The organism is Rhizobium cauense (assembly GCF_019511525.1).
GTDB lineage: Bacteria > Pseudomonadota > Alphaproteobacteria > Rhizobiales > Rhizobiaceae > Rhizobium > Rhizobium cauense.
The window spans coordinates 520,756-547,684 of sequence record NZ_JAEUAT010000003.1 but is presented as its reverse complement, the minus strand read 5'-3'; the positions used below and the strand labels follow the sequence as shown (position 1 = coordinate 547,684).

Below are 26,929 nucleotides of genomic sequence, written 5' to 3'. Positions count from 1 at the left end.
CACCCCGCAAATGCCTTGGCTATCGCACGCCGGCCGAAGTCTTTCGCAAGAAACTGCTCGCGCAGATCAGACATGCCGGCTAGCTTGATGAGCCACAAAAGTCGCGGTTCAGCATGAACTCACACCGGTACATTCTATTTCCAAGTGCGACATGCCAATGATTTCAATGGCTTCACTTTGGAGAATTTTGGCATGTCCCGATGCTATACGCAGCTTTCTCTCGCCGACCGACGACGCCTACATCAGCTGGTGGCGGCAAAAGTTCCCATCAACGAAATGGCCCATCAGCTTGGCCGCCATCGTTCGACGATTTACCGCGAGATCAAGCGCAACACGTTTCGCGATCGTGAACTGCCGGACTACGACGGTTACTACAGCACGGTAGCTCACGATATCTCTAAGGAACGGCGACGCCGGCTGAGAAAGCTGCGGCGGCACCCGAATTTACGCACGGAGATCATCAACCAGTTGGAGGCACGCTGGTCTCCGGAGCAGATCGCCGGGCGCCTGTTGTTGGAGGGGCACAGCCTCGTCCGCGTTTGTAAAGAGACAATCTATCGCTTCATTTACAGCAAGGAACATTACGGGCTTGGCCTCTATCAGTATCTACCGGAAGGGCGTCGCAAACGTCGTCCACTGCGCTCCAGAAAGCCGCGAGACGGTGTGTTTCCGGCCTCGCATCGCATATCCCAACGCCCTGATTTTATTGGAGATAGATCGCAGTTTGGACATTGGGAGGGTGACCTTATCATCTTCGAGCGACCGTTTGGCCATGCCAATGTGACGTCCCTCGTCGAACGCAAGAGCCGCTACACCGTGCTGATCAAAAACCCGAGCCGGCATTCGCGACCCATCATGGACAAGATCGTGCGGGCATTCTCCCGCCTGCCCGCCTTCGCACGTCAGAGCTTCACGTTTGATCGCGGCACAGAGTTCACGGCATTCCGGGCTTTGGAAGATGGTATCGGTGCACGAAGCTGGTTCTGTGATCCAAGCGCGCCCTGGCAGAAAGGTGCCATCGAAAACGCCAACAAGCGCATCCGCCGCTTTTTACCGCCGAACACCGACCTCAGCCAGATGTCGCAGGCAACCCTGAACCAGGTCGCACGCATCCTCAACCACCAACCCAGAAAGTGCCTTGGATATCGGACACCAGCCGAAGCATTCATGGCCCACTTGCAGGAGGAGGCCTGATCCCCTACCCTGAAAACCGGCACGTTGCACTTGGAGTAGCTTCTCCAGTTGTCCAGGCTGCCGAACGGCTCGACCTCAGTCAAAGTCAGGTCCATCGGCTGCTACAGGCCTATGACCGAGATGGTCCCGCTGGCCTGGTTTCTAAGAAGCGATCGCAGCCGAGCAACCGGCGCCACAGCGAGGAGTTTCGCAACGCGGCGCTGGATCTGATCCGGGAGCGCTATCTGGATTTCGGTCCGACGCTGGCGCGTGAGAAGCTGATCGAGCTGCACCGGATCTCTGTGGCCAAGGAGACGTTGCGACAATGGATGACCGAGGCCGGTATCTGGGTTTCTCGGCGGGAGCGCAAGAAGCGGGTTTTCCAGCCACGCGGCCGACGTGACTGCTTTGGCGAACTGGTGCAGATCGACGGATCGCATCACTGGTGGTTCGAGAACCGCGGCCCCAAATGCGCCTGCTTGTCTATATCGATGACGCCAGCGGCGATGTTCCTCTCGATCATAAGCGGCATCGCGCTGATACTTCAGAATTCCTTTGGTTTATCGATACTCGGCTGCGTGCTTGTCGGGATATGCGCCCCCTCGCTCGGCATCCACTACTCATTGCGGCTCAACAGCCTGGTGACGCCAGAGATGAGGGCTGAGGCTTTCTCCGTGCTGAAAATTTCGACTTCATTGGGAACTATCCTCGCCTCGGCGACTCTCGGCTGGACTTCTGTCACGTTTGCTCTGACCGCGTCGATATGGATGCTCGCCTGCGCGCTGGCCGCAATTCTCTGGAAAGACTTCCCTGGGCGACGGTTGACCGAGACGCGCCCCAGCGGCGCCGGACTAGCGACGGCCCCTGCCCTGACCGCGCGGCGACGAAATGAACGGAACGACCGTTGATGTCAATGTCACTTGACGAGGACGCAATCACTTATGGGTCCAACGACGGCCTAGCGATCTTGAACAGCCTGCCCGGCCTGGTCTGGACAACAGACGAAACAGGCGTCCTTTGCTATGCGAACTCACGCTTCACAGAGTTCACTGGCCTGATGATTGATCAGGGTGGCTCGCGACAGTGGGCGACCTTTCTGCATCCGGATGATCATCTCCTCGTCGTTCCGGCGCAGAAGGGGGGAGTTCAACTCTTCGCCGCCCGTTTGCGGCGGCGGGATGGACAGTTCAAATGGTTCAATCTTTCTGCGTCGCCAATGAAAGGCCTCGGAGTGGAGGTCTGTTGGCTTGCGACAGAACGCCTTGAGAGGATCGACAACCAGAATGGCAACGCCGATCGTGACTTTCTGATTTTCCTGGATTCCTTGTCCCTCCAAGCGCTTCTACTGACGCCATCCCTAGAGCTTGAGTTCGCAAATCAGGCAGCATGGCGATGGTATGGCTTGTCACCAAGCGCCGAGGTGCAAGACAGATCAGCCCACTTCAATCTGAGCGAACTGAAGGAAATCGCCTTTCACTTGCAGGCTGAGCAGGATCCAATTGAACCAGCTGTCGTGTCGTATCAAGGGCGCTCTGCGGACGGAACGCTGCGCTGGCTGGAGGCACAGGTCGTACAAATTCGGACGCAGAACGGACAATTGGCGGGCCATTGCGTCCTTCAGACCGACGTTCAGGACAGCTGGGATTCCTCCCACCTGCTCGGGCAGGAAATGAAGATACTAGAAATGGTCGCGCGAGGCGCACCGTCGGCAAGTGTTCTTCAACGGCTCTGCGACCTAGTCGAAGATTTGGTTCCGGACCTCGTTTGTGCGTTTCTCGAGCTCTCGCTTGACCGCAAGCTCTTCCGCGTAGGCGCGGCTAACAGTCTGCCCGGCGCGTTCTGGGAGGTCTTCGACGGCAGGAGCGTGATTTCGGACAAGGATCCTTGCTCCACGGCCGCTCTGTCAAAAAGGACTGTCGAGATCGCAAATCTGACCGAAAGCGACCAGCGTGACACGTCGATTGGCGAGATCATGTTGGCCAACGGCCTCAATTACTGCCAAGCCATTCCCATTCTGTCCCCGTATGGCAACACGGCAGGGATATTTACAATCCTACGTCATCAGAAAAGAAACCTCGAACCTCGCGAGGAGCAAGTAGTCGATCGAGCCAAGCACATCGCAGCTATTTCCATAGACCGGACACGTCACGAGGAAGCTCTTCTGAAGCGAGAGACGCAGGTCGAGCGGAGCCAGGCGCAACTCGTTGCCGCTCAACGGATTAGTTCAACGGGTAGCTTTACATCTGATATCCAGCGGGATGAAAACATCTGGTCTGAGGAATTCTATCGAATATTCGACCTGGACCCTGAACTCAAGCCAAGCATCGATGCGGTCAGGGAAAGGGTTCATCCAGAAGACCTGGATCTTTTTGACTTCGAGATGAGGAGAGGGTTTGCCGGCGAGGATGCCGATTTCGTCTTTCGGATCATCAGGACAGACGGGACCCTCAGGTTCATTCGAGGACTTGCGAGGGTTACAAATTACATCGGCGATCACCCGGTGTTCATGGGAACGGTACAGGACATCACCGAGACAAGACGAGCGGAAGATGCACTCCGACGCGGCGAGGAAGCACTTGCAAAAGCGCGAGAAGAACTCGCGTATGTGTCCCGCGTGATGACAATAAGTGCCCTGACTACGTCCATAGCGCACGAGGTGAGCCAACCACTTTCAGGCATTCTCGCGAACGCCAATGCATGTGTCCGTCTGTTGGCGCTTGATCCACCGAACATCGCCTCCGCAACAGACACTGCCCGGCGGACGATCCGAGACACCATGCGTGCGACCGAGGTTATCAAGCGACTTCGGGCTATGTTCAATCGACAGTCTCCTGCCATGGAGCAGATCGATCTCAATGAGATAGCTCGCGAGGTCATTGCATTGTCGGCGCGAGACATGCGTGAGAAATTTATCGTCCTGGAGGCCAGGTTGGCGCCAGAGTTGCCACCCGTCACAGGCGATCGCATTCAGCTTCAACAGGTCATTCTCAATATGGTCTTGAACGGGATTGAAGCCATGGCGGAGACCGAGGAGCGGCCTCGCCGTCTGCTGGTACGAACTGCACTGGTGAGCGAGGATATGCTCACGCTGTCCATCTCGGATGCGGGCGTCGGGATCGCCCCTGAAGATACGGAAAAGATGTTCGAACCGTTCTTCACGACCAAGCGCAACGGGATGGGCATAGGCCTCTCCATAAGCCGCTCGATAGTCGAAAATCATGGCGGCCGAATGTGGGCGATGTCGAACGACGGACCAGGCGCGACCTTTGCCTTCTCTCTTCCTAGACTTGGCAAGCAGACGACTGACCGATCGGCGACGTGAAGCGCGCGTCAGATGGCCGATACCTAAGTCTGGTTTGCAACGGCTCGAAGATAGCTATTCTCTGATCATCGCCTCTTCCTCCTAAGGCGATACGCTGATGCAGCGACAGCGCTCTCGCGTCCTCCCCTCCGCCGGAGCGCGCGGATCCTCCCGGTCCGCTGAAGGCCGTCTCCACCCGCCCGGAGGCGGCCTTCCTTCTCAGCGGGCGATACCATTGTGCAATAGGATTCAGGCCTCAGGCGCGGCTAGGTGGTTGCCTAGCAGCGACGAGAGGTAATCCATATGAGCAAGCAAATCGAACTTGGCTTTCCCGCTCCTGGCTTCATGCGGGCGATATTCAAAAATCCCCCGATTAACCTCGTCGATCCGGAGACCATTCTTGAGCTTTCCGCTCTGATCGAAAAACTGGAAACCGATCCGGAAATCAAGGTCGTCGTGTTCGAAAGCGCTGATCCGGACTTCTTCCTCGCCCACTACGATGTGCTCGTAGACAAGGCCAGAACAGCTGCAATGACCAAGGGGCCGACAGGCATGCATCCCTGGCTCGACGTCCTGGTGCGCCTCTCCAGAGCTCCTGTCGTGTCGATAGCATCGATCCGCGGCCGGGCCCGTGGCGCGGGTAGCGAGTTCGCCTTGTCGTGCGACATTCGATTTGCAAGCGCTGAGAAAGCAGTCCTCGGACAATTCGAGGTCGGCGTCGGCGCGGTACCAGGCGGAAACCCGATGGCGAGGCTAGCGGGCCTGATCGGACGCGGTCGCGCAATCGAAGTGGTGCTCGGCGCCGATGACTTTCCGGGGGCGTTGGCCGAACGTTACGGGTACGTGAACCGAGCCATTCCTGATGCGGATCTCGACGCGTTCGTCGATCGCTTTGCCCGGAGGATCGCGGGATTCGACAAGGATGCGCTAGCTGAAGCCAAGCGATTTATTGACGAAGCCTCCTTCCCGGCGACGATCTCTTTCCGCCCACGCTCGATCAGTTCTTCATCTCAACCAGACGCCCGACAACGAAAGCTCGGATGGCGAAGCTTTTGGAAGCGGGACTGCAGAAGCGCTCAGACATCGAGCTGAATCTCGGCCAGCATGTCGCGTCAACCGGGGTTGACGACCTGCCAAGCTACACTGCCGCACAAGAACAGTGATCGATAATGCCAACCTTTGCATTGGATCGCGTCGCGGCTGAAAGCGCCGAGTTAGGGAGGCCGAGCAAGGCAGCCCCTCGCTCAATCATGACGCTCTGCTATGTGACTAGACAGGTCGCCTCGCACCTGTTCGGAATGAGGAGCCAGCGATGACGAAAAGACGTCCGGATGGAATTGAGCAATACGATCACCCAGCTGGAGGCTGGGATGCCTTGAAGGCGGTCGCGAAGACACTGGCGCATCAGCAGATTGTTGCTCAAGGCAGCCGAACACTGCTAAAGGCAAACCAACCCGAGGGCTTTGATTGCCCGGGTTGTGCCTGGCCAGATCCCAAGCACACCTCCTCCTTCGAATTCTGCGAGAATGGCGCCAAAGCCATCACATGGGAGTCCACTGCGAAGAGGACGGATGCCGACTTTTTCCGGCAACACACGGTTTCAGAACTATGGGAGTGGTCCGATCATCAGCTCGAAGATGCGGGCCGATTGACCCTGCCGTTGCGGTACAATGACAAGACCGAGCATTATGAGCCGATCGCCTGGGACGAGGCATTTGCGCTGGTAGCAGCCGAACTCAACAAACTTGACGATCCCGACAGAGCGGAATTCTACACGTCTGGACGGGCTTCCAACGAGGCAGCGTTCCTCTACCAACTTTTCGTGCGTGCCTACGGGACTAACAACTTCCCGGACTGCTCGAATATGTGCCACGAGGCCACCAGCGTCGGCTTGCCCAAGTCCATAGGAGTGGGAAAAGGCACCGTGACGCTCGAGGATTTCGACCACGCGGATGCGATCTTTAGTTTTGGACACAACCCCGGCACCAATCACCCGCGCACGATGTCCACCCTTCACGAAGCGGCGCGCCGCGGCGTTCCAATCATCGTGTTCAATCCTCTGAAGGAGCGTGCGCTCGAACGCTTCGCCGCGCCACAAGACCCGGTTGAGATGGTAACGCTTTCTTCGACCCGCATCGCGTCAGCGTATCATCAGGTGCGGGTGGGCGGCGATCTCGCAGCACTCAAAGGCATCATGAAGGCAGTGTTCGCGCTTGATACTGAAAGTCTGGATCGTGGAAAGCCGGGCGTCTTGGACCGCGCTTTCATATCCGAGCACACGACGGGCATCGAGGCCCTCCTGGCTGATATCGAAGCGACCCCCTGGGGTGAGATAGTATCGGCAAGCGGCTTGTCACAGGCGGCGATCGAGAGCGTCGCTGAGGTCTACGCGCATGCGACAAACGTGATCGTTTGCTATGGCATGGGCGTCACCCAGCATGCTAGAGGTACGTCGAACGTTCAGCAAATCGCCAATTTGCTCATGCTTCGTGGAAACATCGGCCGTCGAGGCGCCGGAATTGCTCCTATTCGCGGTCACTCCAACGTTCAGGGCGATCGGACGGTGGGCATCACCGAGATCCCGGGTCAGCCACTCCTCGAAGGCATGGAACGGGCTTTCGGCTTCCAGCCTCGCGCAGACAAGGGACACAATGCGGTAGAAGCCATGGAGGCCATCATCGCGGGCCAGTCAAAGGCCTTGATCTGCCTCGGCGGCAATCTTCCGGTCGCGATGTCCGATCACAAGGCTACCTTTGCGGGAATGCGAAAGCTCGAACTTGCTGTCCACATCGCAACGAAGCTGAACCGCTCCCACCTCCTCGTCGCGAGGACATCTCTTATCCTGCCCTGCCTTGGTCGAACGGATCTCGATACTCAAGCGTCCGGTCCGCAAGCCGTCACTGTCGAGGATTCCATGTCTATGGTCCACGCATCCCGAGGGTTCCTGAAGCCGCCTGGCGATATGGTCAGGTCCGAACCAGCGATTATAGCTGGGATAGCGAAGGCCACGCTTGGTGATCGTCACGGCATCGACTGGGACGGCCTTGTTGGAGACTACGATCGCATCCGCGACAAGATCGAGGCGGTCTTCCCCGAATTCTTCGACTTCAATGTGCGGGTTCGCAAGCCGGGCGGTTTCCGGTTGGACGTGGCCGCCTCCTTCCGTCGCTGGAACACTGTCAGCGGCAAGGCTACCTTTCTGATCGCGCCGGGAATCCGCGAAGATCCGGCGCTCGCAGCGATACAAGCCCTCGTCCTGACGACGATCCGCAGCCACGATCAATACAACACCACCGTCTATGGCCTCGATGATCGCTACCGAGGAGTTTTTGGCCGACGCGATGTCGTCTTCATGAACCAGGAGGACTTGGCCAATCGTGGGCTCGTCGACGGAGACCAAATCGAAATCCGCGGGCTTCTGGGCGATGAAGAATCGCACTCGATCAGCGGCCTTACTGCCGTGGCGTATGACATCCCAAGTGGCTCTATCGCAGGCTATTACCCAGAAATGAACCCGGTAATGTCGCTATCTCATTTCGATCCGCAATCGGGCACACCCTCATATAAGGGGGTGCCCGTCACGGTGACACGAGCCTCCGGAGTTCCTATATCACGCACAGTAGTTCAATAAGGAAATTGTAGCATGACGATCATTGGAAACCTGCTTATCGCGGGATCGGAAAAACGCGGCACCAACGGCGAGTTCCACGGCATCGAGGCAGCCACTGGCAATCTGCTTCCGGTGTCATTCGGCGGAGCAACGCCCGAGGATGTGGAACGTGCTGCAAGCGAGGCCTGGGCGGCTTTCCAGCTCTATCGCGCGACCGATCTCGAATCCCGGGCAGCTTTCCTCGAGACAATTGCGGAAGAGGTCGAGAGCATTGGCGACGTTCTTATCGTCAGGGCGATGGCAGAGACTGGTCTGCCGCGTGGAAGGCTGGAAGGTGAGCGTGCGCGTACTCTCGGCCAGCTTCGACTGTTCGCCAAGGAAGTTCGCGACGGGCGCTTCCAGGAGCTACGTTTCGATGGTGCCGATCCGTCTCGCAAACCAATGCCGAAACCAGATCTTCGGTTGCGAAACGTCCCACTTGGCCCGGTGGCCGTATTCGGTGCCTCCAACTTTCCCCTCGCGTTCTCTGTCGCCGGCGGCGACACGGCCTCGGCTCTCGCCGCTGGTTGCCCAGTTATCGTGAAGGCTCACTCGGCGCATCCGGGAACTTCCGAACTCGTCGGCAGGGCGGTGCAACGCGCCGTGGCGCGCGCGAACCTGCATCCCGGCACATTCTCCCTAATTTTCGACACCGGATTCGAGGCTGGGCAGAAGTTGGTCGCAGATCCCCGAATTCGCGCAGTCGGCTTCACCGGATCCCGCCGAGGCGGAACCGCACTCATGGAGATAGCCTCGCGTCGGAAACAGCCGATCCCGGTCTACGCCGAGATGAGCAGCATCAATCCAGTCATCCTCTTTCCAGATGCCTTGAAAAACCGCGCGCGTGAAATCGCCTCGGCATTCGTTGCTTCTCTTATCCTTGGAGCTGGGCAGTTCTGCACGAACCCTGGCTTGCTTCTGGCTGTCGATGGAGCAGACCTCGATACGTTCACCCAAACGGCTGCGGAGCTGCTTCCCGAGATCAGCGCGCAGCCGATGTTAACACCGTCGATTGCGAAGGCATATTGTGACGGAGTGACAAGGCTCGAGCAGCACCCGGAAGTCAGGTCCATCGCGTCGGGGAAGACCGGATCTGCATACGAAGGTGCGGCCGCACTCTTCGAGACCTCGGCGGAATCCTTCCTTGCGCACCACGAACTGCAGGACGAAGTGTTCGGCGCCGCTGGGCTGATCGTGCGCTGCAGGAATTTGACTCAGCTGAATGAAGTCGTGGATGCGTTGGAAGGACAGCTTACTGTCGCGCTCTACATCGATGACGGCGATCAGGATGCAGTGACCTCCCTCATTCCGAAGCTTGAATTGCTTGCAGGAAGACTGCTGGTGAATGGGTTCGGTACGGGTGTGGAGGTCTCTCCTGCGATGGTCCATGGCGGCCCCTTCCCGGCGACTTCCGACGGAAGATCGACATCCGTGGGTACGCTCGCGATCTACAGGTTTCTGAGACCAGTCTCGTATCAAGATTTCCCCGCCGCACTACTTCCCGCCCCCCTGCGGTAAGACGCTATCCCGTGGGTGGCCTGACCAAAATCAATTGGCCACCCAATCCCGCTTTTCATAAAGCCGCCGTCTGAGCCCCTCCTTGGTGCCGATGCAGCTGGCGCAACGCCGCCGAGGTCTGTATTGCCTTAGCAGGCTGCGCATCATCGCTGTTTCGTTCGCGCCGAGCGGTCGCTTACCTGTCGGAGGGGATCCGTACAGCCCGACTGGCCATTTACGCCTAATTGGAAGATCAGGAAGCGACGAGCGGGACCGCACTCTTGCACAGTTACTACCAGATTAGGTCCGGCACGACGGCTTGGCCTTCGACGTACCCGTAAAGCTTGAAATCAGGGTGGTACCCAAGTTTAATACGCGACATCGGCTCTTAGACTGTCTGAACGTCAGGGTTTCCAAGATCGCATGCTGACGTTCACGCGGGGTAGTGTGGATGCGGTCTATCTGAGGGTATTCGGTAAACCATCGTCATTCGGAGGCGACGCAGTGATTGCTGATCCCACTCAGATTTCTCTGGCCTACATGCCGCCCACGTCATCACAGACCCGGAGAGCACTTGCGGGCGCCGTCGCGCTACTCATCGGACTAGCCGCGTTTCTGCCGTTCGCTGCAATGCCGCTTCCGAGAGTCGACGGCTTCATTCCAGCCCTGGATGCTATTATTTTTGTCAGTGATTTAATCACTGCAGGATTGCTCTTTTCGCATTTTTCGGTCACCCGATCAAAAGCACTTTGGGCACTTGGCTGCGGCTATCTATTTTCCGCGGTGATGGTGGTTGGCCATCTGGTGACTTTTCCTGGCGCCATTTCAGATACCGTCAGCTTTGGCGGCGATCTCCACATCAATTTCCGAGTCTATCTGTTGTGGCACCTTGGAATTCCTGTGGGTGTTTCCGCCTATCTGTGGTTCCGCAAGAGAGGCGACCTCTTCCAACAACGGGCGCAAAGCGGGATAATTCGCGACTCTGCCATTGCAGCTGCGATCTCTCTGATTATTTGCACCGCCTGGCTGACACTTTTGCCCCCCGTGAACCCGGTAGAGGGCCGATGGCTCACGGTTATCACAATGGCTGTATGTGGTTTTGCCCTGGTTGCGTTGTGGATGTTTCGGCGCTCAACGCTCGATCAGTGGCTTTTGGTGGTTGTGCTTGCGATGATTGTGGAGCTTGCAATAACTGCGCTGATTGGGGGACGGGGACCGAAGGTCGTGACACTTGGCTTTTATGTTGGACGTTTGTTTTCTCTTGTCACGTCGACATTAGTCCTCTTTGCCCTCCTCGCCGAGACGACCAAGTTGTATACCGCGGTTGCACGCGCCGATCTGCTTTCGTTAGTCGCCCGTGATTCCCGTATCCTGTCTTCTGACATAGAAATGCCCCAAACGATTGAGCGCCTACTCAGAGTGTTCATGGAAAACTCTCGCGCCTCGCTTGGTCTTCTTATTGGGCCATCTGGTGATGAATACCTGGTACTTGGCCAGGCACACTCGAAAGGCTCGAAAGGCTCGAAAGTCACCGTTACGAGGCCTCGTGCTCGGATGAGCGATGACACATGTCCACGTGCGATCCTGGAGTATGTCATTCGTTCAAAAGAGACGGTAGTTCTGGGCGCCTCAACCGAGTCAGCCTTCAAAACCGTGTTTTCCGGAGATCGGTATTTGTCCCAGCACCACCCCGCGTCTGTGCTGTGCCTTCCATTGGTTCATCAAGAGCACCTCGTGGGCTTGATCTATCTTGAAGAGGCTTTGACACCGCATACGTTCACGCCGGAGCGCACGCAACTGCTTGAGGTACTCGCTTCTCAGGCGGCCATATCTTTGCAGAACGCTGCGCTTTATACCAATCTGCAGCGCAGCGAAGCTTTCTTAGCACAGGGAGAGCGTGTGAGCGAAACAGGCAGCTTTGGCTGGGATGCAGCTAGCGGCGATTTGTACTGGTCTCAACAATTATACTCGATGCTCGAATATGACCAGACGTTGCTCCCGGCTTCGATGGAACATGCCCTTGCACGTGTGCACGTCGATGATCTTGAGCATGTCCGCCGACTGCTTGAGGGTTCGCTTCGAAATCGAACAGAATTTGAAACTACGCTTCGTCTTACAATGCCCGACGGCAGAACCAAGCACGCGCAGATTACTGGACGATCTATTCCGACAGGTAATCTGGCCTTTGTAGGTTCGGTGCGCGATATCTCTGAGCACGTTCAAGCTGAAGCTACGCTGAGAAAAATTCAAGCAGATCTGGCTCATGTGTCTCGCGTCGCAGCACTCAACGCCATGAGTGCGTCAATCGGTCATGAAGTCAGCCAGCCGTTGTCAGGGGTGGTCATCAACGCCCGAATGGCCGCTCGCATGTTGGCCGCCAATCCGCCCGATGTCGAAGGCGCCCTCCAGACGGTTGAGCGCACGCTCCGGGATGCCAATCGCGCAGCGCAAGTCATTACGCGACTGCGAGCGATGTTCGCAAAGAAAGAACCAACGCTGGAATTGCTCAATCTCAATGAAGCCACGAAGGATGTCGTTGCACTCTCTTCCGTCGAAGTCCAGCGTCACAAGGCCCGCTTGCGCATTGAACTTGCAGAGGATTTGCCTTTTGTGCACGGCGATCGGGTTCAACTGCAGCAGGTTATCCTCAACCTCGTTCTGAACGCGGTCGACGCGATGGTTTCAGTCGCCGATCAGCCCAGAATACTCACTATCAGCACTGGCCGGGAGTACGACGGTACGGTTAGGTTGAGCGTTCGTGACAGCGGTGTAGGCATACCTGCCGATGTGGTTGATCAACTCTTCCAGCCCTTCTATACGACCAAGCCTAATGGTCTTGGCGTAGGCTTGTCGATCTGCCAATCTATTATCGACGCACATCATGGACGCCTCTGGGTCGAGCAGAATAAAGGCCCAGGAGCAACGTTCAGTTTTTGCCTTCCGCCCGCTTAGGTATGGAACAGGCTGCAGCCAGTTTTAGGTCAGACCTCACGTTCGCGAACAAAACGGCAAGGGATGTAGGCCCCCGCGATTGAGGTGTGGGCGTGAGCCGTGATTAATTCGACAGGCTTTCGTGAATCGAGGCACTCAATTGTGCTTATGTAGGATCGGTCGATCTGCACCACGGTGCACAGGTCTCGCCGACAATTCGGATCGAGTTGCTGGCGCCTGTCGAGGCGGGAACCCAAACTCGTGCGGCCTGCGGTGGCTGCCTCACAGACACTAATGCGACGATCAATGCGGCGATGGCCATTAGGATAACGAAGCCCGGGAAGGCGGATCCCGTAGGGCGATAGTGCGACATAGTTTTCTCCTTCCGACCATTTGAGGGCCGTCATGGAGAACGAGTATGTCGAATGCCATCCCAATCGGGATTGAACATAGGTATCGCCGATACCTTGGTATGACCCAACACCTTCGTTCAGTAGCGGCAAGCGATTCATCTCTCCAAAGTCCTATCGACTTCCCGCTCGGGCACCCCCTGATATTTGAGGGGTCCGAAGCGATATCGAGGAGAAGACGATCATGAGCATCAACAAACTTTCCATCCTGACCCGCCGTTCATTCAGTGGCGGTGCTCTCGGCTTGACTGCCGCCGGAGTCCTCGGCGCCATCGCAAGCACTGCACGCGCAGATCAGACCAGCGCTCCAAAGCGGACCGCACTCCCTCTGAACGCCAGCGAGACAGTCGATGCTGGCGACCTCAAGGTAGCCTACTCATCGGTCGGACCGCAGGATGGATCACCCGTCATCCTGTTTCACGGCTGGCCGTATGACATCAACAGTTTCGCCGAAGTCGCCCCGATCCTGGCGGCACGGGGCCACCGGGTGATCGTTCCGTTTCTCCGCGGGTACGGCGGCACGAGGTTTCTCTCGAAGGAGACGAAGCGTAACGGACAGCAGTCCGCGCTCGCTGTCGACGCGATCAAGTTGATGGACGCCCTAAAAATCGATCGTGCCACTATCGCCGGGTTCGACTGGGGCGCTCGCACCGCCGACATCGTGGCCGCGCTTTGGCCAGAGCGTTGCAAAGCATTGGTTTCGGTCAGCGGGTATCTCATCGGGAGCCAAGCCGCCGGAAAGGTTCCCCTACCTCCGTCAGCCGAGCTGCAGTGGTGGTACCAGTACTATTTCGCGACTGAACGGGGACGCGAAGGCTACAGCAAGTACACGAACGACTTCGCCAAGCTGATCTGGAAGCTCGCCTCGCCTCAATGGCAGTTCGACGACGCCACTTTCGACCAGACGGCTGCCGCGTTCACAAACCCGGACCATGTCGAGATCGTCGCCCACAACTATCGATGGCGCCTCGGGCTGACTTCGGGAGAAAAGCGGTTCGACAAATACGAGGCGAAGCTAGCGACGGGACCGGAAATCTCCGTCCCCACGATCACCATGGAAGGCGATGCCAACGGCGCGCCGCATCCTGATCCGAAAGTCTACGCTGGCAAGTTCAAGGGAAAATATGAACATCGCCTAGTCTCCGGCGGCATCGGTCACAACCTTCCACAGGAGGCGCCAGCTGCTTTTGCCCAGGCGGTCATCGACGTGGATGCATGGTCCTAGCTGAAGAAGTGGAGACTGCGATGATCGATTTTGCCCACGAATGCCCACCGCGCATACTCGACAGTTTCTTTGTCGGGGGGCACTGGGTGAGAGCTTCCGGGTCCGAACGGAAGAAGATTGTGAGTCGGGCCGATCGCAGGACGCTGGCCGAGGTGCCGATAGCAACTGCAGACGAGATCGATCTGGCAATCGCATCCGCGGCAAACGCCTTCGAGCATGGGCCATGGCCCAGGACACACCCAGCGAGCGCGCAGCGATAATGACCACGTTCGCCGAAGCGCTCGAACGACGCGTGTCCCTTTTTGCGAAGCTTTGGACTGCGCAGGTCGGCGCCCCTGTCGCTCTGGCAAGTCGGCTGGCGCCGCTCGCTATAGCGCGGTTGAGGTAATTCACAGGCCTCGCCCTCACCTTCGAGTTTGAAAAGAAGCGCAACACGACGCTTGGCACTGCGCGGATCCTTTCCGAGCCAGTTGGTCCGGCAGCGATCATAATCCCCTGGAACGCGGCCTTTCCTATCTTGATGACCAAGCTGAGTGCGGCCTTGGCCGCCGGATGCACGTGTGTCATCAAGCCTTCCCCCGAAAGTCCGCTGGACGCATATCTGGTCGCTCAGTGCGCCATGGAAGCGGGCATTCCACCGGGTGTCATAAACGTCGTTCTCGCCGATGCGGAAGGAAGCGCGCGCTTGGTTGCGGATCGGCGCATGGTAAAGGTGAGCTTCACGGGCAGCGTCGGAACAGGAAAACGAATTGCCGTCGTGGTCGCCCCGAGAATGGGGCGGCTCACGCTGGAGATGGGCGGGAAGTCGGCGGCCATCATACTCGATGACGCAGACCTGAAGCAGGCCATGCCGACGCTTGAACGCTTTACGATGCCCTTCTCCGGACAGTTCTGCTTCGCGCAGACGCGCATACTGGTACCGAGATCCCGCGAAGCCGAAGTCGTAGACACCTACGCCTCAAGACTGTCGACGCTCAAAATCGGCAACCCGTGGGAGCCCGACACGCATGTCGGTCCGCTGCTGAACGCCGCACAGTTCGAAAAGGCGGTTGCCTATATATCGCAAGGACTAAGGGATGGCGCCGAGGTCGTGACAGGCGGAGTTCCGGACAAGGTCCTGTCTTCCGGGCATTTCGTCGAACCAACTGTCTTCCGCAACGTGGCGAGGGAAATGTCGATAGCGAGGGAGGAGATTTTCGGCCCCGTGGTCACTGTCCAGACCTTCGAGGACATCGACGAGGCCGTCGCGATTGCGAATGACACGGACTTCGGGCTGAGCGGCTCGATATTCGGAAATCCGGCGACGGCTTTTGAAATCGCCCGCAGAATTCGGACGGGCCAGGTGCACATCAATGGAATGGAACTCGCACCGTCCGCCCCTTTCGGTGGTTTCAAGGACTCGGGGATTGGCCGCGAAGGCGGGCCAGAGGGGCTCGCCGCATTTCTCGAGACCAAGGCTGTCCTTTTTCCCTCCTAGGGCAACGTTTGAAATTCCTGGGAGCACGGCAATTAGTGCCTACGCCTCCTTATTATCGTTGAGTTCCAGGATGGTCGCTGCTTGCAGCGCTGCCGGATCGTCCGTCTTGGCGCGCAGATATCCGAGGAGGGAGGAAAAGTCGCTGTCGCACATGCTTGCGGGCATCAGAATTCCAGTCGAATTCATTTCGTCGAGGTCGACGGCGCCATCACCATTGTGGTCGAGCTTCTGCTTCATGTCGACCGTGGGGCGGCCGTTGTCATCAAGTGCTACGCCTGGCCTGAGGATCTGGTCGAAGTTATCAAGTTCGTCTCCCGTCAGCTTGCTGTCTCCGTCTCTGTCGAATTTGGCGAAAGCCTTGTTAAGCAGCTGAGAAAGCGGCGCGGTATCGGCAGCGACGGCCATCAAATTCTCCTGTAAGCAATGATATTCAGTAAAAAGCGGCACGCGTGGCGCCGCAGCGAAAGCATCTTCCGCCTATCTTGAGCGGACCTTACCGCACAAGGGCGAGAGAGCGGCGATCTACACCGCCGCTGTCTCTGCTATCAGCCAGAAATCAGGCGCTGGTAGTCGCGAAGCATATCAGCGTCCTCAACCGAGCCATGGTGATGGAGCTGCCGCCAGGAACCATCATGTCTGATGAACCAACGCGTAGTTCGAAATGCGATCTTCAGCTCTTTGTCCGGGGTAACGCAGTTGCCGCGCTCCCTACCGACGAAAAGATGCCAATCGGGTCCTCCCTGACTGGTGAAGTCATGAAAGGCCACGCGGACCTTCGCAGGGCCATTGAAGAGCTTGGAATAGCCCTCCTCGATCGCAGTCCAGCCCCGACGGATGCCGCCGATCGGGTTGTCCATGCTTGGTGCCTCGCCTGCCAGCCAGACGGCTTCCAAGCCGGGAAGATCGGCGGCGTTGAAGGCCCGGTAGAATTCGATCAGGACATCGAGCGGGCCGCTGTCTCCGGACTTAAGCTCGACGCCTTCAATCTCCGAAAGTTGGGGCTTCATAACAGGCCTCGTCGATCAAAGAAGGCCGAGCAGCGATTTCGCCGCCGCGGTCGACGAGGCCGGGTTTTGGCCCGTGACAAGATGACCATCCACGATCGCAAAACTCTCCCAGTCGCCCGCTTTCTCATAGTGCGCGCCCAGCGACTTGAGATCATCTTCGACCAGGAACGGCACCACCTTGGTGAGTTGTACCGCTTCCTCCTCGGAGTTCGTGAATCCGGTCACCCGCTTGCCCTTCACCAGCGGGTTCCCTTGGAACGTCACATGGTGGAAGACGGCTGGCGCGTGGCAAACCGCTGCAACGGGTTTTCCGGAGCCGTAGAATTCCTCGATCAGCGAGATCGACTTCTTGTCCTCGACGAGATCCCACATGGGCCCGTGCCCGCCCGAATAGAAGATCGTGTCGAAATCCTTGGCCTCTACGGTCGCGAGGCGCACCGTGTTCGCAAGGACCGACTGAGCATCCTTGTCACCCTTGAACCGGGTCATTGAGTCCGTCTGATTGCCTGGCTCGTCGCTTTTCGGATCGATCGGCGGCTGCCCGCCCCGCGGAGAGGCGACCGTAATGCTGGCACCTGCATCCTTGAAGACATAGTAGGGTGCCGCAAATTCCTCCAACCAGAACCCGGTCTTCCGGCCCGTGTTGCCAAGCCGATCATGCGAAGTGAGAACCATCAGGATCTTGCTCATCGTTATCTCCTTGAAAAGGTTTAGACGGTCGGCGTCTGTCCGGTCTGACGAACAGCGGCCAGCTCGCTATACTGAGGCGGCGCGCGCTCGATCGACCTCATGAGCATGCTCAAGTGACGGGGCGCATGCCATTGTACGATGGTGTCGTGGAAACAGGCCGAAAACGGATGCCGATACCATCGTACAATGGATTTTCGCCAGGAAACTCGCATGCTCTGCATCGAGGGACGGCGGGATATCGATCATCAGGGCAATAGTGTCCGCGCCCACTCGTGATATAGTGTTTGCACTCGATGAGCTTGCGCCCTCTTAAGGAGGCAGCACATGTACCGGATGACCTCGGCGATGAATCATGCGACTCCCGCGCCTCTGAACAGTCTGAGCGGACCGACGGTGTTCGTGGTTGACGACGACATTTCAGTTAGGGAATCCCTCGATCTCTTGATTGGTTCTGCAGGCTGGCGGCCAATTCTTTTTGACTCAGCCCAGTCATTCCTGGCGGCAACGCCAGTTGCGGGACCGAGCTGCCTCGTGCTGGACGTCAATATGCCGGGGCTCAACGGCCTGGATCTCCAGTCCTTGATCACCAAGGGTGGGAACCGAACGCCGATTATCTTCGTATCTGGGTTCGGCGACGTGCCAATGACCGTGAAGGCTTTGAAAGGCGGCGCTTTGGATTTTCTGACGAAGCCGATCGACGCCGAGGCACTTCTAGCCGCGATACAGTCGGCCCTTGTCCAAAGCCAGGAACTCATTCGCGACGAGGAGGAACTGATGCGTCTCCAGGCCTGCTACGATGCCTTGACCCCGCGGGAACGCGAGGTCATGTCGGGGGTTGTGAAGGGTCTATTGAACAAGCAGGTCGCGTTCGAGCTCGACATAAGCGAGATCACAGTCAAGGCGCACCGCGGCCAGGTGATGCGGAAAATGAGCGCCCGCTCTCTCCCGGATCTTGTAAACATGGCGGCAAAGCTCAGGCTTGATGACGGTCGAGAGGTTCACTAGCGCTCCTGAGGCCTATGATGGACTCTGGCCGGGAACATTACGATCATCGCCACCAGTATCACGGCCCCTACGACCAACGTTATGCTTGCAATGCCTAGGGCGAGAGCAAAGGCACTGTCGGAGTTTTCTTGTCGGGCGAATATTGCGCCTACGACTGGCGGCCCCAGGATCTGGCCGACTGCGAACATCGCCGTCAGCAGCCCCATGTAGCGCGCGTGATGACTTGACCGGATCCTTCTGATCTCGTTCATGGCAAAATAGCTGATCGCGGTGAACGGGACACCGACCAGAATGCTGCTTAGGCCAAGACCGACTGCGTCCTCCCAAACGACGGACACTGCTACGCCTGCCGCCTGCACGAGATACGAACCGACGAGGTACAGTCGAGCGTCGGCGTTCTTCCGCACACGCGACGCCAGAAGTGAACCCACTACGGCTGAAACGCCAAGCAGCGGCCAGAAGACCGTCAGCAAAGGAGAATCCGGTATTGCGTTCTTCGCGATGACAGGAAGGTATGTCGCAGTCACGATGTAGCCGAAACCAGCGAGCCCGTAGGCCACGGCGAACATAGGCATTTCTGCTCGCGGGACCCGACCCGGCGTCCCCGCGCTGCCGACATAAAATGGCTCCGCATCTCTGCCAGACTTTCGAAAGACACGCCAGATTACTGCGCTGGTCACCGCCGAAATGATGGCAAATGCCGTCCATCCCCACTGCCCGGTGAAGCTCAACGCTGTCATTGCGCTGGCCGCCAGACCCGATATCGCAATCCCAGCTCCTGGCCCGGTGAAGATTGCACTGCCGATCGAGCCGGGTGCCCCGGAGAGCTGCGCCAAGCACCAGCCCGACGTAAATACGAAGCCAATCGCCGACGCGACACCCGCGAAAAATCGCAGTCCTATCCATGTCGACGGAAGCGGCAGCGCCATCAGCGCGGTCAGCACGATGGTCAGGACGAGAGCGGATTTGATGATCGCCGTCTGGGACCACGCTTTCGGTATAAGCATCGCCCCCAGCGCCCCGACGAGATAGCCGACGTAGTTTGCGGTTGCGAGCCGTCCCGCAAAAGCGAGATCGACCGTTCCATCGTGCAGCATCATCGGCAAAATTGGCGTGAACGCAAAACGACCAACACCCATCGCGATTGCGAGAGAAGCGGATCCTGCAAGAATGATTATAAGTTGATTGGACACTCGTCGCGACATGGGGATGCCTCCGGCGTAAGACGGTCTGATTGCTGAACTGATATGACTTGGCAGGAAGCTCCTTGGGATGGCTCGCCAGTTTGGCGTCTCTGCCGCACCCAAAATATGCGCTCGGGCCGCTGTCTTAATTGTCGCGCTGCGGCAGACAGTCTGCCGCGCGCGGCTAGATTCGACCTTTGGCCGAACCCGCGTCCAAGGCTGCCATCGCGTCCTCGAACAGCTTCAATGTAAGCTCTGCTGAGGAAAGGCGTCGCGCCAATCCGACGGCCTGCCCCGCCCAGAGGTTGGTGAAATCATTTCGTCCTTCCACCTCCGCCTTCGAGCGGATGGCGGCGAGCGCCACCCCGGCGGTTGGGAACGCGGGCGCCACGTCCGAAAGCGGGCCCAGTTCTCGCATCAAGCGGTTTACAACTCCTCTTGCGGGCCGTCCCGTAAAGACATTGGTGATGGCCGTGCTCGCGTCGCCTGCACGACGTAGTGCATCAGCATGCAGATCCGGAATTTTGGCCTCCGGAGTCAGGAGGTAGGCAGTACCAATCTGCACCGCCGACGCTCCGAGCATCAGCGCCGCCGCTACTCCGCGGCCATCCGCGATTCCTCCGGCAGCAATAACCGGAACCTTAACCGCGTCCACGACCTGCGGAACGAGCGCCATCGTTCCTACCTGGGTGCTCATGTCCTGCGTAAGAAAGTTCCCCCGGTGCCCACCAGCCTCGTAACCCATTGCGATCACGGCATCGACACCATGCGCCTCGAGCCAGACAGCCTCGGCAACGGTGGTCGCGGACGACAGCACTTTGGCCCCCGCGGCTTTCACCCGGTTAACAAGTTTTCGGTCGGGAAGACCGAAATGGAAGCTCACCACCTTGGGGCGGAACTCTTCTACGACCTCACAGAACTCGTTATCGAAGGGCGCCCGTCCGGGGCCGCTGATCGGGGCGGCAGGGTCAAGGCCAAGTTCAACGAAATACGGCGCCAAGAGAGCCCGCCACCGCATCTGACCAGCAGGATCCGCCTCAGGCGCCACGTGGCTGAAGAAATTCACATTGACTGACTTGGACGTTCTCGCAGTAATCTGCGAGAGCGCCTCATGCAGTTGCTGAGCCGAGTACTGCGCGCTTGGCAGCGAACCCAAGCCACCAGCTTCGGAAGCGGCGATCACCATTTCTGCCGTTGTCGCTCCGGCCATCGGCGCCTGTATGACGGGAATCTCGATTTCCAGAAGGTTGAGGATCCGGCGATCATGCCACGTTCTCATTTCAGGCTCCGTTCAATGCGCTGCGCTCCAAGAGTTATTTGAAGAGGCAACGGGGGTCTATTGGACCTTGGTGTCCGTCATCAGCCCTAACCGATCCAAAGGTATCGGAGACACCTTCGTACAATAGCGTCCGCACATCCTTTGGCGCGAGAGTTGCCACCAGCGTCCCACGGGGAAGCCCAAATTCGACAGCTACGATACTCCGGCGTCCTTCGTCGGACGCTGTCGCTCGGAAAAGCAAATGGAGGCAGCACAAAATGAGTGTGCACAAGACGGTTGTGATTACCGGTGCATCGCAGGGCATCGGCGCCGGGCTCGTGAAGGCGTTCCTCGACAAAGGCTGGAGCGTCGTCGCGACGTCTCGGCGGATCAGCGAAGCGACGTCGTTTGATCGTGCGGGAAGGCTGGAGCTTATCGATGGCGACGTTGGTGATCCCAAGACGGCGGAGCGGGTCTCCCAGGTAGCTGTCGAACAGTTCGGCTCCATCGATGCCCTGGTAAACAACGCGGGCGTCTTCTTCACCAAGCCGTTTCTCGAATACACGATCGAGGACTTCCGGCGTCTCTCGGCGACCAATCTCGAAGGCTTCGTCCACTTCACGAAACACGCGGTCAGACAGATGCTTCGGCAGAGATCCGGTGGAAGCGTCGTCACGATTACGTCTTCGCTGACCGACCACCCGATCGCCGGGGTGAAGGCATCCCTGCCGATGATCACTAAGGGTGGTCTGAACGCAATCACCAAGAGCCTGGCGCTGGAATTCGCCAGCGACAACATCCGGGTGAACGCGGTTTCGCCGGGCGTTGTCGACACACCGCTCCACGCTACGGGTTCACGGGACTACCTTCGATCCTTGTCGCCGATGGGTACCATCACGGCGGTGCAGGAAATCGTGGATGGCGTGATTTACCTCACGGAAGCGTCCAATATCACTGGGGAGGTGCTGCACGTCGACAACGGCGCACATCTCGGCAAATGGTAGCGGTGAGCGCTGAGGCGCGAATCCTGGAGAGCTCACTGGTGCTCCCGCCGCCGCCGACCCCGTTCGGGGCTTATGTCGAGACTGTTCAGGTCGGCTCGCTTCTCTTCCTAAGTGGCATGCTCCCTGTTGTCGGACATGCACCACAGTACATCGGACGCGTTGGCAGCGAGCTCTCCGTTACCGAAGGTTACGATGCAGCGAAGACCGCCTGCCTGAGTGGATTGGCGGCCGCGCGGGCGCATCTCGGATCTCTCGATCGCATACGCACCGTAGCCAAGCTGGGTGTGTACATAGCCGCCCCCGACGACTTTCGCGAACACCCCAAGGTCGCAGATGGAGCTTCCGAGCTTCTGCTTTCGGTCTTCGGCCAGAGCCGCCTTCCGCCGCGCATTGTGCTCGGTGTTTCCAGCATTCCGCTGGGGATGCCGCTCGAAGTCGAGCTCGTTCTCGACATCAATCCATAGCCATTCCCGCTCAGCAACCATGGAGACCGCAATGAAACCGAACTCAAATCGATCCGTTGGGACTGCGATTTCGTCGAAATTCCTGACCGCCGCCGCCCTGCTCATGCTTCCGGGGCTGGCACTTTCCGGCCAGACCATGGTCGCCGAGACGAGCAGCAAGCCTGCAGACATCAAGTCCACGCCGGGCAGCGAGCGGCCGCAGATCCGTGTCGAGAAGCGCACGCCCGCCTACTGGCGCGTGACTTTCGACAATCCGCCCTTCAACATCTTCGGTCCGGAAACGATTCCGCAGATGGAAAAGGTGGTCGCCGAAATCGAGACCGATCCCAAGCTGCGGGTGGTGGTTTTCGACAGTGCCGTCCGCGGCTTCTTTCTGACCCACTACAACTTCACGCCGCCGCTCGCCGAGTCCACCAGTCTCCCTGCTGGGCAGACGGGCCTGCACCCCCTGCCCGACATGCTGGTTCGCATCAGCAAAGCACCCATCGTGTCGATCGCGCTCATCCGCGGCAGAGCCACTGGCGTCGGTAGCGAGCTTGCCCTGGCGAGCGACATGCGTTTCGCCAGCCGTGAGAAAGCGATCCTTTCGCAGTGGGAAGTCGGCGCGGGATTCGTGCCCGGCGGCGGCCCCATGGCTCGGCTGCCACGGCTGATGGGACGCGGTCGCGCTCTCGAGGTCCTGCTCGGTTCGGACGATGTCGATGGCGACCTCGCCGAGAAGTACGGCTACGTCAACCGCTCGTTCGATGATGACAAGCTGGATCCGTTCGTCGATGCACTTGCCGCACGCATCTCCGGGTTCGACAGGCAGGCGATCGCCGACACCAAGCGGCTGGTCGACTTCGCCAGCCTCCCCAGCGATCCCGAGATCGGCGCAGGCTGGGATGCGTTCATCTCGTCTGTTCAGCGGCCCGTGGCGCAGAAGAATATCGGCCGCCTGATGGAGATGGGCCTGCAGACGAACACGGACATCGAAGCCCGTCTTGGGCACTACACTGGAACCTTGGCCGAAAAGTAGGCCAAGGACGGCACCCGCGCATGAGTTCGGTAGGTTGCGCGGGTGCCGACACAAACTTGGAAAATGGTAAGAGTTGCTGATTTCGTTCCCAGTCGACCTGACCTCTAAACACTCCTAGTCCGCGAGATCGTTGAACTTTCTGAGAAATGCCTCCTGTAGGAGCGCGTTTCCCACTAGGGCGCGGCCGTAGTCTCGGATGTAGCTCTCTATGAGTTCTTGAAAGCTGTCGCGATAGACAATCTTCCGCTGACAGTCCACGGCAGGCGAGCCGCTGGCCCATACGATCCATTCGCCCTTTGTCCTCGCTTCGTGGAGGAGTCCACAACGGACATTCCCATAGAAGTCCCACGCCTGTGCTTTGGTAAACATACTGGCGAAGGGGGCCGTTCTTCGCAGGAAGTCACAAAAGAGGTCCCTGCTATTCCGATATTCATGCGGCGGCTTTGGATTTTCGTAGCGGAACCTTTTACCTTCACGGAGAGCCGCCAGGAATTCTATGAGCGCGCATTGAATCGAGACGATCGCGAATCCTTCCCCGTTCCACTTCAAAGCGTCTCGCACAGCGGCAATAGGAGTTATGTATCGACTTTGCAGACGCGCCAACAGGAAGCCCTCGAAAGCCTCCTTCCATGGACCTCCGTCACCACCGGGAACAAGTCTCTCCGCAAAGTTATGCCAGTCTTCTTTCGTCCTACCTGGAGCGATCAGCTGCGAGCGTGCGGGAACAACCGGTACGCTAACTTTCACCTCTCCCGCGTTTTTGATCACCATTAGTGCGCCCACCCTGCAGCAATCAGATGCAACTCCTGTAGGAAAAACGTTCCTCAGAACCGTCCGCCCGCAATATCCAAAAGCATTGGGTACCGTAGTCGGCTGACCTCACCTCGAAACCCTTCAACCCGGATCCGATCTTAGTGGCTGCTTCAGGATGACGTTTCAGTGCCTCGAAAAGAAACGCTCCGTCGACATCCGATACTGCTTGCCCAGGTTTATAGCGGTTGAGCATGACTTTGAGGAAAGCCAATGCATCTGTCTTGCGAGGAAACTGATGACCAGCAATATAAACGGGTTGAGGTTTCGCCATGAAAGCACTTCCATCAATTTAAGTTGGTCGGGAGGAAGGCGAGAGTACCCTGAAGACGTGTCGAATGCCGCCCGACAAAAAGCTCCTGTCTTATCTCCGGCCAAGGCATGGCTGTCGCGATGATGATCTGATGCTCGACGGGCGACTGGTCCGAAATTTCTATCACCTGCTTTTGGAAATTATGACTCCGGGCTTGCTCGATACCTTTGTCTTCAGTGATGTCGATCATGAGAAAGCGAGGGTGACGGAATTTCCGATCATAAAGAGCGGCCTTTAAGAAGCCGACGAGGAAGGCGGCCTTCAAAATGACGCGAGAGCTTGCGGAAAAATAAGTGTGCTCGTCAACGGTGATGGAGTTTTTCGCAAAAGAGAAGTGCACATGCTCAGGATTCTCGAAAGTGTCCTGACGTTTGAGATCTCCTTGCAGGATTTCGATAATGTTCTTCTCAATGCTCGTCCTGGCTGTCCGGAGCCGATCGGTTTGACTGAGCTGAAGCGAGGCAATGCGGGAACCCAACGACTGCATCTCTTGATCGAGCTGCGCCTTACGCGCGGATAGGTGGCCGATCTTATTGGCCAGCTTGACCTGAGCCTCGATGTCCTCAATGGACTTGTCGATATAGCCGAGCTTCCGCTGCAGTTCGCGAAGCTGTTCGCGAGCCTTGGATGTTGGTACAGAGCTAAGATCGGCAAGTTCCTTTGATTTTTGTCGCCAGCTTGCTGTCAAGGCTTTCAGAGTGGCCTGATGCTTATCGAGGCGCTCCGCCCGGATTGTCTGAAGGCGCTGCGATTGCTTTATCTGTATCGATATCTCGTTGATAATGCCGACAACTCGTTCGCGCGCACGTTCTGCGTCCAGTGGCGCGTCTTGCACAGGTGACAAGCGTCCACCCCATGATCGTGCTCGATAACTTCCGCGTAGCAGGCGGGGCACGTTCCAAATCGCACGTTGCCCACTACGCTTGCGGTCAGATCTGCGTCTCGCAGTGCTTCGAGCCGGGATGACAAGGTCCGGATGAAAGACGCTGAATCCGATATCTCGAATTCAACGGAATCTACCTCGGCTTGCTTCACCCGGATGTCTGCCTGCAGTTTCTGAACCTGCTTGTAGAGATCGTTCTGAACCTGAAGCGTTATCTTTTCCGAGGATTGGGTTGAATAGAAAGCTTCCTCCGCCTCAACAAGCCGCGCCGAAGTATCGGCGCGCTCTTCGACCAAACTCTTGCGACGCTGCTCGATCCAGTCAAGTGTCATACTCTCGTCGCCGCCTCCGAGGACCTTGAAGATGCTCCGCAGCTCCGCGTTTGCCTCGGTGATTCTTTCTCCTTTGTCCGCCTGCGTTGCTGAAGTTCGTAAATCTCGGTGTCGAACGCGCCGCAAAGAAGGTTGCCCACCGCCTCGCGAAGGTTTTCAGAGTCGAACCCTTCGAAGCGGAAGAGGCCGTGGGAGAGAGCTGATCTGCATAGAGCAAGCGTAGGATTTGGTGGATGGTTATGTTCGACGTGCCCTCGACTGCAACATCGGGCATTTCCAGGAGCCGGAAGATCGCCTGAGAGAAGCTTTCCTGGCTCGTTGACCGAGAATACGGGTATCGGTGCCAAGCTTCTATCGGCGCCTCCAGTGCTTGCCCATAGCGTCCGCCAAAAATCTCCATGGCGGATTGCGAGGAAACATCGATTTCCCGGCGGAGCACCGCAGGGTCGCCGTTGAATTCGACCTCGAGCCATACGTGATCGCATTTCAGCGCGTGCTCACTCCAAGCGGAGCGGTCAAGGTTGCCCCCTAGACCGAAGAAAATGAAGTTCATTATTGTGGACTTGCCCGAGGAGTTGTCGCCTCTGACTACGTTCACGCCCGTATGAAAAGCTTCGTTGTACATCGTGTGGCTACCGCGCTTCACAACGAGGCGCTTGACCACGAGGGAAGGCTCATAGCGTATCATACCGATACTCCAGAAGATTTGTGCGGTCCTTGAGCCCGTCTTTGCCCCCGAGCGGATACCTAGCGCGAATCTGACAAAGGATCTCCAGTATGTCGTTCATTCGGGTATTCAGTTCGAAGCACCGATATTTGAGCGGATCCGGAATTGCCTGTTTTGTAAATTGAACCTCGTTACGATCCCATGCCTCTGGGCTGAGATAGCCACTGAGGACGAGGCTGGTCGCGGCCGCTCGCTGAAACGGTTCCATGCGAGAGAAGATGACGGGATCATCCGGCATGGCGCCATATGGTGCTTGTTCGACGTATGACTTGCTCACCCTTCTCCAACCCGCATCCTGGTCGAAGAACTTCATTTTTTGAAGCCGGAACGGGAAGAGCAGGTAGAAATCAAGGATTCGGATCGTGTCGAATGGCACCCTCGTGATCATGTCGCAAGCTAAGTGAAGCCTAAGAAACCGGAATGCGGCATGATATGGATCAAAGGCCTCGTTGTAAGTGAGCTGCGTCATTTTGCAACCACGCCATGATGCCACTTGATGAAACATTGCTCTGCAAGCCAGTATACCATGCCTTGCACCAGGTTGTGGTTCACGGCCATTAGGTCGCCACCG

General features: G+C 57.9%; 23 protein-coding genes and 1 pseudogene. 13 read left to right on the top strand and 11 right to left on the bottom strand.

Features of this window, described 5'->3' with window-relative positions:
* The first annotated feature begins 192 nt into the window (after nt 1-192).
* The 9 genes and pseudogenes from JNB88_RS08590 to JNB88_RS08545 all read left to right on the top strand — a co-directional run bounded on the left by JNB88_RS08590 (nt 193) and on the right by JNB88_RS08545 (nt 15,663).
* A complete protein-coding gene (locus JNB88_RS08590) occupies nt 193-1,194 on the top strand; it encodes an IS30 family transposase (RefSeq protein WP_220355071.1) in 1,002 nt (333 codons plus the stop codon).
* A pseudogene (locus JNB88_RS08585) lies at nt 1,191-1,678 on the top strand (helix-turn-helix domain-containing protein); the annotation flags it as partial. The gene JNB88_RS08590 and the pseudogene JNB88_RS08585, both read left to right, overlap by 4 nt.
* A gap of 402 nt (nt 1,679-2,080) precedes the next feature.
* Nucleotides 2,081-4,495, top strand: coding sequence for a PAS domain-containing sensor histidine kinase (locus tag JNB88_RS08575; protein WP_220355070.1), 2,415 nt, complete (start codon nt 2,081-2,083; stop codon nt 4,493-4,495).
* A 282-nt stretch (nt 4,496-4,777) separates the two neighbouring features.
* Nucleotides 4,778-5,566, top strand: coding sequence for an enoyl-CoA hydratase/isomerase family protein (locus JNB88_RS08570; RefSeq protein WP_220355069.1), 789 nt, complete (start codon nt 4,778-4,780; stop codon nt 5,564-5,566).
* A gap of 220 nt (nt 5,567-5,786) precedes the next feature.
* Nucleotides 5,787-8,105 carry an FdhF/YdeP family oxidoreductase gene (locus tag JNB88_RS08565; protein WP_220355068.1) on the top strand — a complete coding sequence of 773 codons (2,319 nt, stop codon included), beginning with the start codon at nt 5,787-5,789 and terminating at the stop codon, nt 8,103-8,105.
* A gap of 12 nt (nt 8,106-8,117) precedes the next feature.
* Nucleotides 8,118-9,641 carry an aldehyde dehydrogenase (NADP(+)) gene (locus JNB88_RS08560; RefSeq protein ID WP_148177914.1) on the top strand — a complete coding sequence of 508 codons (1,524 nt, stop codon included), beginning with the start codon at nt 8,118-8,120 and terminating at the stop codon, nt 9,639-9,641.
* A gap of 402 nt (nt 9,642-10,043) precedes the next feature.
* The gene (locus JNB88_RS08555) at nt 10,044-12,572 is read left to right on the top strand and encodes a GAF domain-containing sensor histidine kinase (RefSeq protein ID WP_220355067.1); all 2,529 of its coding nucleotides are present in this window, start codon (nt 10,044-10,046) and stop codon (nt 12,570-12,572) included.
* Nucleotides 12,573-13,145: 573 nt separating this feature from the next.
* Nucleotides 13,146-14,186: an alpha/beta fold hydrolase gene (locus JNB88_RS08550; RefSeq protein WP_220355066.1), complete on the top strand. Its 1,041-nt coding sequence runs from the start codon at nt 13,146-13,148 to the stop codon at nt 14,184-14,186.
* Between the two features lie 454 nt (nt 14,187-14,640).
* Nucleotides 14,641-15,663, top strand: a complete 1,023-nt coding sequence (locus tag JNB88_RS08545) for an aldehyde dehydrogenase family protein (RefSeq protein ID WP_220355087.1) — start codon at nt 14,641-14,643, stop codon at nt 15,661-15,663.
* A 39-nt stretch (nt 15,664-15,702) separates the two neighbouring features.
* Here the strand turns inward: JNB88_RS08545 and JNB88_RS08540 are convergent, their stop codons facing one another.
* From JNB88_RS08540 to JNB88_RS08530, 3 genes are all read right to left on the bottom strand, one after another.
* Nucleotides 15,703-16,068: an EF-hand domain-containing protein gene (locus tag JNB88_RS08540; RefSeq protein ID WP_113409332.1), complete on the bottom strand. Its 366-nt coding sequence runs from the start codon at nt 16,066-16,068 to the stop codon at nt 15,703-15,705.
* A gap of 140 nt (nt 16,069-16,208) precedes the next feature.
* Nucleotides 16,209-16,670, bottom strand: a complete 462-nt coding sequence (locus tag JNB88_RS08535) for a YybH family protein (RefSeq protein WP_220355065.1) — start codon at nt 16,668-16,670, stop codon at nt 16,209-16,211.
* Between the two features lie 15 nt (nt 16,671-16,685).
* Nucleotides 16,686-17,360 (bottom strand): type 1 glutamine amidotransferase domain-containing protein, encoded by a 675-nt coding sequence (locus tag JNB88_RS08530; RefSeq protein ID WP_220355064.1) that lies wholly within the window; start codon nt 17,358-17,360, stop codon nt 16,686-16,688.
* 324 nt (nt 17,361-17,684) lie between these two features.
* On the opposite strand from JNB88_RS08530, the gene JNB88_RS08525 reads away from it, so the two are divergent.
* On the top strand, nt 17,685-18,365 hold the full coding sequence (locus JNB88_RS08525) for a response regulator transcription factor (protein ID WP_220355063.1): 681 nt from the start codon (nt 17,685-17,687) through the stop codon (nt 18,363-18,365).
* Here JNB88_RS08525 and JNB88_RS08520 read toward each other — a convergent pair.
* Nucleotides 18,362-19,570: a YbfB/YjiJ family MFS transporter gene (locus tag JNB88_RS08520; protein ID WP_220355062.1), complete on the bottom strand. Its 1,209-nt coding sequence runs from the start codon at nt 19,568-19,570 to the stop codon at nt 18,362-18,364. The two genes, JNB88_RS08525 and JNB88_RS08520, sit on opposite strands and share 4 nt — an antisense overlap.
* A 163-nt stretch (nt 19,571-19,733) precedes the next feature.
* Complete coding sequence (locus JNB88_RS08515) at nt 19,734-20,828, bottom strand: NAD(P)H-dependent flavin oxidoreductase (RefSeq protein ID WP_148177907.1); 1,095 nt, start codon at nt 20,826-20,828, stop codon at nt 19,734-19,736.
* A gap of 257 nt (nt 20,829-21,085) precedes the next feature.
* Between JNB88_RS08515 and JNB88_RS08510 the strand changes: the two genes are divergently transcribed.
* Genes JNB88_RS08510 through JNB88_RS08500 form a run of 3 tightly spaced genes read left to right on the top strand, consistent with a single transcriptional unit; the run spans nt 21,086 to nt 23,293 of the window.
* Entirely contained in the window at nt 21,086-21,811 is a 726-nt protein-coding gene (locus tag JNB88_RS08510) for an SDR family NAD(P)-dependent oxidoreductase (RefSeq protein ID WP_220355061.1), read from the top strand.
* Nucleotides 21,805-22,275, top strand: coding sequence for a RidA family protein (locus JNB88_RS08505; protein ID WP_148177905.1), 471 nt, complete (start codon nt 21,805-21,807; stop codon nt 22,273-22,275). Before JNB88_RS08510 ends, JNB88_RS08505 begins: the two co-directional genes overlap by 7 nt.
* Nucleotides 22,276-22,306: 31 nt before the next feature.
* Nucleotides 22,307-23,293 (top strand): enoyl-CoA hydratase/isomerase family protein, encoded by a 987-nt coding sequence (locus tag JNB88_RS08500; protein ID WP_220355060.1) that lies wholly within the window; start codon nt 22,307-22,309, stop codon nt 23,291-23,293.
* A 114-nt stretch (nt 23,294-23,407) separates the two neighbouring features.
* On the opposite strand, the gene JNB88_RS08495 is transcribed toward JNB88_RS08500, so the two are convergent.
* The 6 genes from JNB88_RS08495 to JNB88_RS34365 all read right to left on the bottom strand — a co-directional run bounded on the left by JNB88_RS08495 (nt 23,408) and on the right by JNB88_RS34365 (nt 26,916).
* Nucleotides 23,408-24,064, bottom strand: a complete 657-nt coding sequence (locus tag JNB88_RS08495) for a hypothetical protein (protein ID WP_220355059.1) — start codon at nt 24,062-24,064, stop codon at nt 23,408-23,410.
* A 22-nt stretch (nt 24,065-24,086) separates the two neighbouring features.
* Nucleotides 24,087-24,377: a DCL family protein gene (locus tag JNB88_RS08490; RefSeq protein ID WP_220355058.1), complete on the bottom strand. Its 291-nt coding sequence runs from the start codon at nt 24,375-24,377 to the stop codon at nt 24,087-24,089.
* Between the two features lie 13 nt (nt 24,378-24,390).
* Nucleotides 24,391-25,260, bottom strand: a complete 870-nt coding sequence (locus JNB88_RS08485; protein WP_220355057.1) for a hypothetical protein — start codon at nt 25,258-25,260, stop codon at nt 24,391-24,393.
* A 360-nt stretch (nt 25,261-25,620) separates the two neighbouring features.
* The gene (locus JNB88_RS08480; RefSeq protein WP_223217126.1) at nt 25,621-26,256 is read right to left on the bottom strand and encodes an AAA family ATPase; all 636 of its coding nucleotides are present in this window, start codon (nt 26,254-26,256) and stop codon (nt 25,621-25,623) included.
* 49 nt (nt 26,257-26,305) lie between these two features.
* Nucleotides 26,306-26,863 (bottom strand): ABC-three component system middle component 5, encoded by a 558-nt coding sequence (locus tag JNB88_RS08475; protein WP_223217116.1) that lies wholly within the window; start codon nt 26,861-26,863, stop codon nt 26,306-26,308.
* Nucleotides 26,824-26,916, bottom strand: coding sequence for an ABC-three component system protein (locus tag JNB88_RS34365; RefSeq protein ID WP_338110972.1), 93 nt, complete (start codon nt 26,914-26,916; stop codon nt 26,824-26,826). Before JNB88_RS34365 ends, JNB88_RS08475 begins: the two co-directional genes overlap by 40 nt.
* Between the last annotated feature and the right edge of the window lie 13 nt (nt 26,917-26,929).